The organism is Corallococcus sp. AB049A (genome assembly GCF_003668885.1).
Taxonomy (GTDB): domain Bacteria; phylum Myxococcota; class Myxococcia; order Myxococcales; family Myxococcaceae; genus Corallococcus; species Corallococcus interemptor.
Genome location: NZ_RAWL01000274.1, coordinates 1 through 11,758 on the forward strand (window position 1 = coordinate 1; position 11,758 = coordinate 11,758).

Annotated in this window: 10 protein-coding genes; 4 read left to right on the top strand and 6 right to left on the bottom strand. The window is 69.9% G+C overall.

Annotated features, from left to right (window positions below):
- Positions 1 to 127: 127 nt before the first annotated feature.
- The gene (locus tag D7X55_RS25910; protein WP_121724481.1) at positions 128 to 2,257 is read left to right on the top strand and encodes an ATP-binding domain-containing protein; all 2,130 of its coding nucleotides are present in this window, start codon (positions 128 to 130) and stop codon (positions 2,255 to 2,257) included.
- Here the strand turns inward: D7X55_RS25910 and D7X55_RS25915 are convergent.
- On the bottom strand, positions 2,248 to 2,928 hold the full coding sequence (locus tag D7X55_RS25915) for a hypothetical protein (protein WP_120546256.1): 681 nt from the start codon (positions 2,926 to 2,928) through the stop codon (positions 2,248 to 2,250). The genes D7X55_RS25910 and D7X55_RS25915 overlap by 10 nt on opposite strands.
- A 302-nt stretch (positions 2,929 to 3,230) precedes the next feature.
- On the opposite strand from D7X55_RS25915, the gene D7X55_RS25920 reads away from it, so the two are divergent.
- Entirely contained in the window at positions 3,231 to 4,517 is a 1,287-nt protein-coding gene (locus D7X55_RS25920; RefSeq protein WP_279637351.1) for a pectin acetylesterase-family hydrolase, read from the top strand.
- An 89-nt stretch (positions 4,518 to 4,606) separates the two neighbouring features.
- Here the strand turns inward: D7X55_RS25920 and D7X55_RS25925 are convergent, their stop codons facing one another.
- The 4 genes from D7X55_RS25925 to D7X55_RS25940 all read right to left on the bottom strand — a co-directional run bounded on the left by D7X55_RS25925 (position 4,607) and on the right by D7X55_RS25940 (position 9,381).
- The gene (locus D7X55_RS25925) at positions 4,607 to 5,983 is read right to left on the bottom strand and encodes a DUF1552 domain-containing protein (protein WP_120546229.1); all 1,377 of its coding nucleotides are present in this window, start codon (positions 5,981 to 5,983) and stop codon (positions 4,607 to 4,609) included.
- 12 nt (positions 5,984 to 5,995) lie between these two features.
- Positions 5,996 to 7,618 (bottom strand): DUF1592 domain-containing protein, encoded by a 1,623-nt coding sequence (locus D7X55_RS25930; RefSeq protein WP_233610063.1) that lies wholly within the window; start codon positions 7,616 to 7,618, stop codon positions 5,996 to 5,998.
- A 199-nt stretch (positions 7,619 to 7,817) separates the two neighbouring features.
- Complete coding sequence (locus D7X55_RS25935) at positions 7,818 to 8,261, bottom strand: SET domain-containing protein-lysine N-methyltransferase (protein ID WP_233610064.1); 444 nt, start codon at positions 8,259 to 8,261, stop codon at positions 7,818 to 7,820.
- Positions 8,262 to 8,343: 82 nt separating this feature from the next.
- Positions 8,344 to 9,381, bottom strand: coding sequence for a lysylphosphatidylglycerol synthase transmembrane domain-containing protein (locus tag D7X55_RS25940; RefSeq protein WP_120546231.1), 1,038 nt, complete (start codon positions 9,379 to 9,381; stop codon positions 8,344 to 8,346).
- Positions 9,382 to 9,536: 155 nt separating this feature from the next.
- Here D7X55_RS25940 and D7X55_RS25945 point away from each other — a divergent pair, with 155 nt between their 5' ends.
- Both D7X55_RS25945 and D7X55_RS25950 read left to right on the top strand, forming a co-directional pair.
- A complete protein-coding gene (locus tag D7X55_RS25945; RefSeq protein WP_120546232.1) occupies positions 9,537 to 9,908 on the top strand; it encodes a Spx/MgsR family RNA polymerase-binding regulatory protein in 372 nt (123 codons plus the stop codon).
- 70 nt (positions 9,909 to 9,978) lie between these two features.
- Positions 9,979 to 10,836 carry a general secretion pathway protein GspE gene (locus D7X55_RS25950; RefSeq protein ID WP_120546233.1) on the top strand — a complete coding sequence of 286 codons (858 nt, stop codon included), beginning with the start codon at positions 9,979 to 9,981 and terminating at the stop codon, positions 10,834 to 10,836.
- 6 nt (positions 10,837 to 10,842) lie between these two features.
- Here the strand turns inward: D7X55_RS25950 and D7X55_RS25955 are convergent, their stop codons facing one another.
- Complete coding sequence (locus D7X55_RS25955; protein WP_121724482.1) at positions 10,843 to 11,718, bottom strand: DUF459 domain-containing protein; 876 nt, start codon at positions 11,716 to 11,718, stop codon at positions 10,843 to 10,845.
- Positions 11,719 to 11,758: the final 40 nt, after the last annotated feature.

Consider the following 11,758-nt stretch of genomic DNA (forward strand, 5'->3'; position numbering starts at 1 on the left):
GGGTTGGAGCCCTGACCGCGATCCTCAATCTAGCAAGACGGCCCGGAAATCCAACGGGTTGACCCGGCGCAGGCCAGCGTTCACCTTGCACGGCCACCAACGCCCACGTAGCGGAAAGGAAGACGTCATGGCCGGCCAGGAGCTGTCGCCCGAGGCGCTCGCGCTCATCGCCGAGGAGGAGGCCCTGCTCTCCCGCGTCCAGCAGGCGCTGGCGGAGGCGCGCCGCCAGGCCGCGGGGCGCACGCTGGACACGCAGGGGCTCATGGCCCAGCTGGCGGTGCTGCGCGACGACGCCACCACGGCGCACGCCGCGGACCTGCCGCACGTCTTCACCCAGATGAACGAGGTGCGCTCCATGCTGGAGCGCCAGGAGTCCGTGCCGCTGCCGGACGCGAACGCCCCCTACTTCGCGCACCTGCGCCTGTCCGGCCCCACGGGCGCGCGCGATTACCTGCTCGGGCGCACCAGCTTCGCCAACCTCGCCGCCGGCGTGCGCGTGATTGACTGGAGATTCGCCCCGGTGGCCCGCGTCTTCTACAACTACGAGGAGGGCGACGCGTTCGAGGAGTACTTCGGCGACCGGCTCTCCGAGGGCGAGGTGGAGGCGCGCCGCCTGGTCATCATCGAGAAGGGCGTGCTCACCCGCATCAGCACCGGCCCGCACCTGCTCCAGCGCGATTCACAGGGCCGCTGGCACGCGCGCGGGCGCGACGCGACCTCCGTGCTCGCGGGCGGCACCGGCACCGCCGCGCGTCCGGGCTTCCTGGGCGTGGGCCGCGGCGAGACGCGCGTGGAGGACGCCTTCGGCGTGACGGCGCTGCTGGACGCGGAGCAGTACGCCGCCGTCAGCACCGGCCCGGAGCAGCCGCTGCTGGTGCTGGGCAGCGCGGGCAGCGGCAAGACGACGGTGGCCCTGCACCGGCTGGCCAAGGTCGTCTTCGACGACGCGAAGACGTACCCGCAGGCGCGCACCCAGGTCGTCGTCCCGGAGGCGGGCCTGGCCCGGCTCACGCGCCGGCTGCTCGCGCCGCTGGGCCTGGGCAAGGTGTCCGTGGAGACGCTGGAGTCGTGGTCGCTGGCCACCGCGAGGAGCGCCTTCAGCGTGCCCGGCATCAAGCTGTCCCCGGACACGCCCGCGCTCGTGTCGCGCTTCAAGCGCCACCCCGCCCTGCGCCGCGCGCTGGCCGGCCGCCTGCCCGTGTTCAAGGGCAAGCCCCTGCCCCCCACGCTGGACCGGCTGCGCATCAAGCTGGCGGACGCGTACCTGGACCGCGCCTTCCTGGAGGCCGTGGTGGAGGACGCGAAGGGAGAGCTGCCGCGCACCGTGGTGGCGGAGGTGCTGGAGCACACGAAGCACCAGACGGCCACGCCGCTGTCGCGCCAGTACAAGGGCTTCGACGAGGACCGGCTCGTCACCGTGGACGGGCGCGCGATTGAAGCGGACACGACGGACGCGCTCGCGGGCACGGTGGACGCGGACGACCTGCCCATCCTCATGTTCCTCAAGGCGCAGCGGGGCGCGCTGGGCGCGGAGCGGCTGGCGCACGTGGTGCTGGACGAGGCGGAGGACTTCTCCCTCTTCGAACTCTTCGTCGTCAGCCAGCTGCTCGGCGACAGCCGCAGCTGCACGCTGGCCGGGGACGACGTGCAGCAGACCACCACGGGCTTCGCCGGCTGGGACGCCGCGCTGGAGGAGCTGGGCATCCGCGACGCCGCCACCTGCCGGCTCCAGGTGTCCTACCGCTGCCCGCGCCCGGTGGTGGAGCTGGCGCAGCACGTGCTGGGCACGCAGTCCCCGTCCAACGCCGCGAAGGCCGGCCGCGAGGGCGCGCCCGTGGGCTTCCACCACTTCCCGGACGAAGCCCAGGCGTGGCTCTTCCTGGGAGACGCCCTGCGCGACCTGGTGCTGCGCGAGCCGCACGCGTCCGTGGGCGTCATCGCCAGCAGCCGCGAGGCCGCCCAGTCCTTCCACCGCGTCATCCGGGAGATGCCCTGGGCGCGGCTGGTGCTGGAGGGCGACTTCTCCTTCGAGCCCGGCGTGGACGTGACGGACGTGGACAACGTGAAGGGCCTGGAGTTCGACTACGTCGTCCTGCCGGACGTCACCGCGCGCGCCTACCCCGCGGACGACGAGGCCCGCCGCAGGCTGCACGTCGCCGTCACCCGCGCCTCCCACCAGCTGTGGGTGGCCTCGTCCGCCGTGCGCTCCCCGCTCATCCGCACCTTCCCCGGCGCGGACGCGTCCCTTCAGGGCTGACGGCCGCCGCCCGCGCGCCACTCCTTCTGCCGCTGGGCGTGGGCCTCGCGGCGCGCGAGCGCGTCCGACTCCTGGCGGGGAATCTCCGCCAGGCGCGTGCGGTGCATGTTCACGCTCAGCTCCAACAGGCCCCGGTGCTCGGACGGCAGCTTGTCGCCGTAGTCCTGGAGCATCGTGGTGGCGAAGGCGATGGCGTCCTCGGACACCTGGCGGCGGTGCTCGTAGTACTGGTGCACCTCTTCTTCGGACGCCTCGTTGGACAGCACCTTGCCGTAGAGCGCGTTCCACTTGGCCTTCACGCCCTCGCGGCGGCTCAGCTCCGCCGGGTCCTTCGTGGGCGCGTCCATCTCGAAGTACAGGTTGCCCGGCAGCTTCGCGCGCAGCGCCTCCAGGTCCACCGGATAGGGGGCGGGCTCTTCATCCGGGGGCGCCGCCTGCACCTGCGCCGCCGCCGCGCCCACCAGGTCCAACCCGCCGTCCTTCGAGCGGGGCACCGCCGGGGTGGAGGCGAACACGGGCGGCGGCGAAGGGGCCTGCGTCACCGTCGCGGGCGGCGCGGACGGCGCGGTGTCCTCCGGAGCCTGCCCGCCAAAGACAAGCCACGCCCCCACCGCCAGGACCAGGACTCCCGCCGTGCCCAGGGGCAGCTTCCATCGCGCGTGCGTGCTCATGCCCAAGGCCATACCGCGCGCCCCGCACCCGCCGCAACCCACGCCATGCCCTCACAACGACGCGGCGCGCAATTGATACATTTAAAACATGTCCCGGCGCGTCAATTCCCAACCCCTGGCTGACGCGCAGTGACAATTACAATCCTTTCAGATGGAATGCTCCACTCTACGCGGAATTCACTATTTTCACCGCAAGCGAAGTTTCCCTGCTTCCGGCTGATAAACAAAAACGTATCATCCGCGGCCGCAACCCCACTCGAACTCCCCCTCTTGGAGGAAGCCGCATGAGAAGTTTTCTCTGGATGAGCCTTCTGGCCCTCTCCGCCCCCGTGGGCGCCGCGCATGCCGAAGTGCTGGTGGAAGGCATCGTCGACGTGCTGGTGGACGGCGGAAATACCTACCCCTGGCAGAAGGTGGCGCTGCCCGGCCTGAAGTGTGGCAACGGCTCTCAGTACAAGTTCTTCGTGCACAAGACGGGTTCGCCCAACGTGCTCTTCATGATGGAGGGCGGTGGCGCGTGCTGGGACTATGACTCCTGTAGCGGCCGCCTGGGCATCCTGGGCGCGGCGAACCCCAACGGCATCGCCGACGACTACATGACGCAGTTCACGGCGAAGTACGTGTCCCCCATCGTCAACGGCGCGGACCCGGGCCTGCCCTTCCGCGACCGCAAGGACATCGTCACCAAGGGCTGGAACATCGTCTACCTGCCCTACTGCACGGGCGACGTGCACATTGGCAACAACGCCAAGGTCTACACGGATACCACCGGCGGCCAGGCGCCGCTGACCTGGTACCACAACGGCTACAACAACACGCTGGCCGCGGCGAACTACGCCAAGCAGCAGTTCCCCAGCGTCCAGAAGCTGCTGGTGACGGGCTACAGCGCGGGCGGCACGTCCACCTCCGCCGGCTACTACTTCATCCGCAAGGCCATCAACCCGGCCAAGGGATACATGATCAACGACTCCGGCCCCATCTTCATGGCGCCGAACGCGAACTCCCTGTCGCGCTCGCTGCACAACCAGATCCGCTCGTCGTGGAACCTGGACTCCGTGTTCAGCCAGCTGCCGGCCAGCTTCAACATCAGCGACATGGGCTCCATCAACAAGATGGTGGCCACGGAGTTCCCGAACGACCAGCTCGCGTACACGGGCTACACGATGGACTACAACTACTCGCGCTATTCGTATGAGCGTTTCAAGACGCCCAACGACGAGGCGTCCATCCACGCGTACTGGAAGCAGGACCAGGATGCGTTCGTGACGGAGCTGAACAAGTACAACAACTTCAGCTACTTCATCCCGCACCAGCGCGCCATCAACGCCAGCCACTGCAGCACCATCATCACCTTCGTGGGCGCGCACGCCTGCCAGCGGATGGAGAAGAAGTACTGGTACGAGTACATCGACAGCCCGTGGCAGTCCTGGGCCTGCCACAGCGAGATGATCCCCATGGACGTCTTCCTGTCGCGCTTCATCAACAACAACCAGCGCATCCGCATCTACGAGCCCGCCAACAACTACAACAACGAGGACGCGGGCATGAGCATCCTCGCGCCCCTCATCAACGGCGCGCTCGGCGGGTAGTCCCCACCGCTGTCTGTCCCTGAAACGAAAAACGGGAGCGGGCCCCAGGGGTCCGCTCCCGTTGTCTTTTCAGGCCTGCCCTACCGGCTTCAGGTGAGGCCGGGCAGCGTGCCCACGTAGTCCGGGTGGCCGAAGCGGTCCACGTTCACGCCGAAGGCCTGGGCAATGGAGGTGAGCAGCTTGTTGTGCGCCACCGCGCCCGGCAGCGGGCTGCCCGGGCCCGGCCACGTGTCCAGCGGATCCTTGCCGGGGCGCAGGGACAGCATGCGGCCCATGCGGAACTTCCCGCCCGCGCCGCCCGCCAGCACCGTGGGGATGGACACGTTCATGTGGCCGGCGGCGTCCCCCAGCTCGTTCCCCCACAGGATGAGGGTGTTGTCGAGCACCGTGCCGCTGCCCTCCGGGATGGACTTGAGCGTGTCCATCAGCCGGGCCACCTGTTCGGCGTACCACCGCTGCACCCGCACCATGCGCAGGCGGATTTCGGTGCGCGCCGGCTCGGACTGGGTGTCCGTGCGGTGGGCGATGTCGTTGTGGATGTCCTCGTCAATGCCAATCCACGGCATGGACGACCCGGGGATGGTCATGGTCACCACGCGCGTCAAATCACACGCGAACGCGCGGGCGATGAGGTCCATGTGCAGCTCGGTGAGCGCGGGCATGCTGTTGATGTCGCCCAGGTCGCTCTCCGAAGGCGCCTCCGGCCGGGCGCAGTTGAGCGCGCCGGTGTGGGTGAGCCGCCGCTCGATGTCGCGCAGCGCCGCCAGGTGCGTGTCCAGCTTGGTGCCCTCCGCGGCCGCCAGCCGCGACTTCAGCCGGGTGGCGTCCTTGACGAGGTAGTCCAGCAGGCTCTTGCGCCGGGTCAGGATGGCCTGCGCCTCCGCCGGGGAGCCGCCCAGGCTGGCAAAGAGCCGCTTGTAGACGTTGGCGGGGTTCAATTCGAACGGCACGCGCGAGCCGTTCTCCGTGAAGGAGATGCTGTTGTAGACGTGCTGGGCGCCGAACTGCTCGAAGGCGTGCAGCTGCAGCGAGCGGAACTGGGTGACGCCGCCAATGGTGTTGCCAATCACCTGGTCCAGGGACGGGCCGGAGGGCAGCTCGTCGCCGCTGGACACCTCCACCTGGCTGCCGGTGAGGAAGGTGACGGGGCCGCCCTCGTGGCCGGTGCGGCCGTGCTCGTAGAGGACGCGGTAGTCCAGGCCGTCCAGCACCAGGAGCTTGTCGCGGTGGCGCTGGAGCGGCTGGAGGACGGAGTTCTCGAAGTTGATGTCGTAGCCCGTGTCACTGCCCTTGGGCGTCCAGTACTCCGGCAGGAAGCCGTGGGGGGTGAACAGGGCGATGAAGCGCAGGGGCGCGGCGTCCGCCGCTTCGGCCACGGAGCTGGTGAGCAGGTGCGCGAAGGGCGCCGCCATGGCCGTGCCGGACAGGAGCTTCAGGATGCTGCGTCGGGAGAAGTCGCGGGGCATGGGAGTCAAAGCTCAACGGGTGGGCAGACGCCGCTGCGTGAAGGAAGCCGAGCGCACCAGGCTGACCAGCGCTTCGGTGATTTTCAGGTGGTCCGAGCGGTAGGGGCCCGTGCGCATGGCGGACAGCAGCTCCGTGTCCGAGGCGTGCTCGTCGCGGCCCATGGCGTAGCGCACCAGCTGCAGCGGCACGCAGTTGGCCAGCTCCTCGCTCGTCGTCAGGTAGCGCGCCAGCTGCGCGCCGCCGGTGAAGCTGCCCAGGTTGGTGGTGCCGTCCTTGGCGATCACCGCGCCGCTGGCGTCCACCGTGCGGCCGTTCTCCACCGTGCGGTGCTGGCCCAGGCCGTCGAAGTCCTCCATGCCGAAGCCCATGGGGTCGATGGTCTTGTGGCAGCTGGCGCAGTTCGGGTTGTTGGTGTGCGCCGCGAAGCGCTCGCGGGTGGTGGCGTCCTCCGACAGGGCCGGGGGAATGGTGGACACGTTGGCCGGCGGCGCGGGCACCGTGCGGCACAACAGGCGCGTGAGCACGAACTTGCCGCGCTTGATGGGCGAGGACGAGTCGAAGTGGGCGTACGTGGCCATCACGCCCGCCTGGGTGAGGATGCCCTGGCGCTCCGGGGGCAGCGTCACGCGGCCCAGGCCGGTGTTCTCATCCACGTTGGTGCGGTCCAGGCCGCCGTAGAAGTTGGCCAGCGTCTCGTCCACGAACGAGTACTTCGCGCCCATGAGCTCCTCCACGGAGCCCGAGTGGTCCTTCACGATGGAGTCGATGAAGGCGTCGCGCTCGCGGACCATGGAGTCGCGGAAGTCCACGCTGAAGTCCGGGTACACGAGGTTGTTCTTGTTGACCTTGGCCAGGCCGTTGAGCCCCAGCCACTCAATGAAGAACTGGCGCAGCTTGTTCTGCGCGGCCTCCGTCTTGAGCAGGCGCCGGGCCTGGGCCTCGCGCTCGTCGGGCGAGGACAGCGAGCCGGCCTTGGCGGACGCGAGCAGCGTGGCGTCCGGCGGCCCACCGGTCACCATGAAGGACAGCTCCGAGGCGACCTCGTAGGGGGTCAGCTCCACGACCTGGCCCTTGCGCGCGGTCTCCGGGCCCAGCTCCGTGCGGTACAGGAACGACGCGGAGGAGAAGAGCGCCTGGAGCACCAGCTCCGCGCCCGTCTCCATGGTCCCGCCCTGCTTGCCCTGGTTGAAGAGGGCCAAGAGGTCCGTCTCCTCCTCCGCCGTCACCGGGCGGCGGAAGGCGCGCTCACCCACCTTCTGGATGAAGGACCGCGCGCACTCATCCGGCGTCTTGCCCTTGGGGCACGCGTACAGGTCACTCAGCTGTGACTTGCCCTGCTCCGCCAGCGTCACCGCCGCGGTGTCCAGCTGATCCGCCAGGAGCGACGTCACCTGGAGCCGCTCGTGCGTGGAGAAGCCCAGGATGGTGTCCTCCGCCGCGAAGCCCTGGGCGATGTCCACCTCCGTGCCCAGCACCGCGGCGGCGGACTTGTTGTACTCGTCGCGCGTCAACCGGCGCACGCGCGCGGGCGCCGCCGCGCTCTCAGGTGCCGCGTCCTGCCCACCGATGTTGCCGGTGCAGGCGGAGGCGGACAGCACGAGAGCGGAGGAGAGGTAGAAACGACGCAGTGGCATGATGTCTGGCATTCCTCGCACCCGCGCGGCCTGACAGACGACCGGCGCACAGGCGGTCAGCATTGTAACGGTTGCTCCCCACGCGGACAGGGGGGATTTCATTTCCGGGCGTTTCCGCGCTTGCCCGACAAAGAAGCCCTCCTCACGGGGCATGAAGTGCGTCCACGCCTGTCAGGTGCGCACACGGTGTGGGGACGACTCAGGGAGGGACTTCCTCGCCCCGCGCCTTCCACCAATTCTCACCGTACGAGATGAAGATCTGCTCACCAGGGTGGATGTCCCGCAGTGCGTGATAACGGAACACATCGCGGTCCTCCGCGCGGCCGTACTCCGCGTTGGGATCGCTCGCGTGGTTGTAGATCATCCCGTAGCCCATCACGAGCGCGACCCAGTTCCCATAGCGGTGCTGCTCGTGGCGGTGCCAACGAATCTCGAAAACATAGTCGTCGAGCGGTTCGCCCCGGCACAGGCGCTGAGGGACCTTGAGGTAGTGGCACTCCTCGATGAGCTCGCCCGCGGCGATGAAGACGTCGGTGAAGACGCCCATCCCCCACTCGCACGGGCGCACCTTCACGCCGGGGTGGAGGAACAGCGCCGGGCCCAGGTTCATGAGTGCTTCGTTCTCGCTTCCGGTGTCGTCCACGCTGGAGCGAACCATCGCGCAAGACGGGTGGCCACGGGAAGCCGTCACGAACGGGTGAAGCGCGCCTCGACCTGCCGTGAAGTCAGCCTGCCTGGCCGCCAGGCACGGGGCGGCGGCGGAAGGTGTGGCGCAGGAGGTACAGCCCGGGCAACAGCGGCAGCCAGAGCGTGAAGCCGCGCAGGAGCAGCGTGCCCGCGAGCGCCGCCTCCACCGGGACGCCGAAGAGGTTGAGCATGCCCACGGACGCGGCCTCGTAGGTGCCCACGCCGCCGGGGATGATGGACACCGTCTCCGCCATGGAGGCCACCATGAAGCTGACGAACACGGTGCTCAGGGGCACCGTCTGCCCCATGGCGCGGAGCATGGCGCCCAGCGTGGCCGCGTCCAGCACGTACACGGCCAGTTGCAGGACGACGCCGCGCGCGAGCAGCCCCGGGTTGAGCAGCATGCCGGGCGGCACCTCCGCGATGGCCTTGAGCAGCGTGCCCAGCGACGGGATGCGCCGCGCGAAGCGGCCCGGCTTCCACTCGCGGTGCCGCGTGGCCCAGAGGATGCCCAGGGGGATGATCAACGCCACCACGCCAAAGCCGGTGACGAGCCACTGGATCCACTCGTTGAGCTCCGAGCGGCGCCAGAGGAAGTACAGGCTGGCGCCCACGCCCAGCGCCTGCGCGATGTAGAAGCACAGCACCGTGAGCAGCACCGCGCCCGCGGCGGTGCCGGGGCTCGCGCCCTCGCGGCGAAGCCCCCGCCCCACGAGCAGCGACCCGCCCACGCCGCCGGTGGGAATCACCTGGTCGAACGCGAGCTTCATGAGCGACAGCCGCGCCAGCGACCACAGCGACGTCTTGATGCGCGCCCGGTGCAGGACCATCCACCAGATGCCCGCGACGCACAGGTAGGTGCCCACCTGGAACGCGGCGGCCACCAGCAGCCACGCGGGCCGGGCCTGCTTGAGCAGCTCCAGGAACTGCTTCTCCTCGTTGTGCCGCGAAAAGATGAACGCCAGCAGCACGGCGAGCAGCACCACCCCTGGAATCCACCAGCCCCGCCGCCGCTTCGCGGGAACCTCCAGCGGTTCCTCCAGCGTGGGGATGGGGTCGGCGCGAGTGCCCTCCATGCGGCTCCTTTCCGGGAATGGGATGGCTTCGGAAAGAATGCGCTTCATCGCCCCGGGGGGCAGGGTCCCGGGCGCGGCGGCCTGCCTGCCCTGCGTGCGGGAAGGCAAGCACTCGGAGGCCTGCTCGCGGCGGGCGGTCTGGTAGAAGCCCGCGCATGTCCGACGACATCCTCGTGCTGGCGTACGCCGGCTGTGACACCTGCAGGAAGGCGCTGAAGTGGCTGGAGGCGCGGGGCGTGGCCCACCGCGTCCGGCCCATCGTGGAGCAGCCGCCCACCGTGGCGGAGCTGCGCCAGTGGATTCCCAAGAGCGGCGTGTCCGTGCGCAAGTGGCTCAACACCAGCGGCCAGAGCTACCGGGCCCTGGGCAAGCAGAAGGTGGACGCGGCCTCCGACGCGGAGCTGGTGGAGTGGCTGGCGAAGGACGGCAAGCTGGTGAAGCGCCCGGTGCTCGTCACGAAGGACGCCGTCACCGTGGGCTTCAAGCCGGAAGCCTACGAAGCGCTCTTCCCCCTTCACCGCGCTTGAGGGCGGGCGGCCGGACGGGCCCCCGTCCGACCGTCGTCGCGTGCGGGGCGGGTTGCCACGTTGAGGGGGCATGGAAATCGGATCCAGACGCCCCTTGGGGGAGATCCTCCTGGAGCTGGGAGTGGTGGACAAAGGCCAGCTGCGGCTGGGGCTCGTGCACCACCACGAGGTCCATGTCCCGCTGGGACGCGCCCTGGTGAGCGAGGGCGTGTGCACGGAGGCGGACGTGCTGCGGGGGCTGGCCGTCCAGTTCGACGTGGACGCCGTGGACCTGGACCGGCACCCGCTGGACCGGTCGCTGACGAAGCTGGTGCCCGCGCGCATCGCCCGGCAGTACGGCGTCGTGCCGCTGCGGCTGGAGGCGCGCGAGGACAAGGAGGTCCTGCACCTGGCCGTGCCCGCGCCGCTGTCGCTGGACGCGGTGGATGACGTGCGCGCCGTGTCCGGCAAGGCGCGCGTGGAGCCGCACCTGGCCTCCGACAGCGCCCTGTCCCGCGCGCTCAGCGCCCTCTATGGCATCCGGGAGACGTCCGAGTCCTCGCCGGAGCCGCGCCGCCCCGCCGTGCCCCACCCGCCGCTGATGCTCTACGGCTGGCCGCCCGTCACCGCGGTGCTCATCTCCCGCACGCTCGCGCGCAACGGCATCCCGTCACGCGTCGCCACGCCGCTGGAGGTGCTTCATACGCGCGCGAACGACGTGGTGCTGGCCCCGCTCCAGGCCATGGAGGGGCTGCTCGCGGGCGAGGTCCACATCGAGGGCGAGCTCATCGTGCACGGCACCAACGACGACGAGGGCTTCGACCGGGCGCGCAAGCTGAACGCGCGCGGCTTCCTGGCCAACCCGCGCGACGAGGAGCTGCTCCTGCGCGCCGTGCGCAGGCTGCGTCCGGACGCGGGCAACGAGGACTCCTGGCCGCGCCACTCCTGACAGGGGCTACGGGGCCGCTGACGTCGCCGGGGCGGCGACCTGCATCGCCGGCTTCACGGGCGCGGGGCGCGCGGTGTGCTTTTCGTCTGGAGACGGGGCCTCCAGGCCCAGCACGCCCAGAACCTCCGGATAGACCTTGTTCGCGAAGTAGCGGCCGCCGGCCACGGTGAAGTGCACGCCGTCCGTCATGCGCAGGCGCATGGGCTTGCGGAAGCCCTCCACGCGGGCCTGCTTCAGCGCCTTGCCGCGCGCGTCGGTGAAGTAGGGCCGCGTCTCCAGGTGCACGGCGTCTCCACGCCCGGCGATGACCTCCCGCTGCAGGTCGCGGATCAGCGTGAGCTTCTGCTCGAAGCGCTGGCGGCCCGTGGCGGGCAGCTCCAGCCAGACAATCTTGCGGCCCGGCGCGGAGATGGCCGTGACGAAGTCGGTGAGCCGCTGGCGGTATTCGCCCTGCCAGTCCGGCTTGCCCCAGGCCACGGTGGCGCGCCCCTGACGCGTGTGCAGGGCCTGCCCGTCGTTGCCGCCCAGGATGACCACCACGACGTCCGGCTGGTGCTCCTGGACCTCCTGCTGACCGACCTCCAGCCAGTCGAAGAAGTCCGGGCGCGCCAGGCCCGTGGAGGACTTCGCGCGGCGCTCGCAGCGGATGCCCGGGTGCGCGGCCAGCTGGTTCTGGAGGTACTCCCCGAAGCCCGTGGCGATGAGGCTGTCACCCAAAAGCAGCACGGTGCGGCGGGGCGCGGGCGCCGGGAGGGCGGCCCGGGCCGGAGCGGTGGGCAGCACGGGCGAGGCGGTCAGCCCGGGGGCGGATTCCGGAGCGGCCTGGGCCGCCGTGGACAGGAACGCCAGGAAGAGGAGCGCGCGAGAAGGACGGGTCGACATCGGCGGAGGCGAAGCTACTTCCCGGACCCCGCGTCCGTAC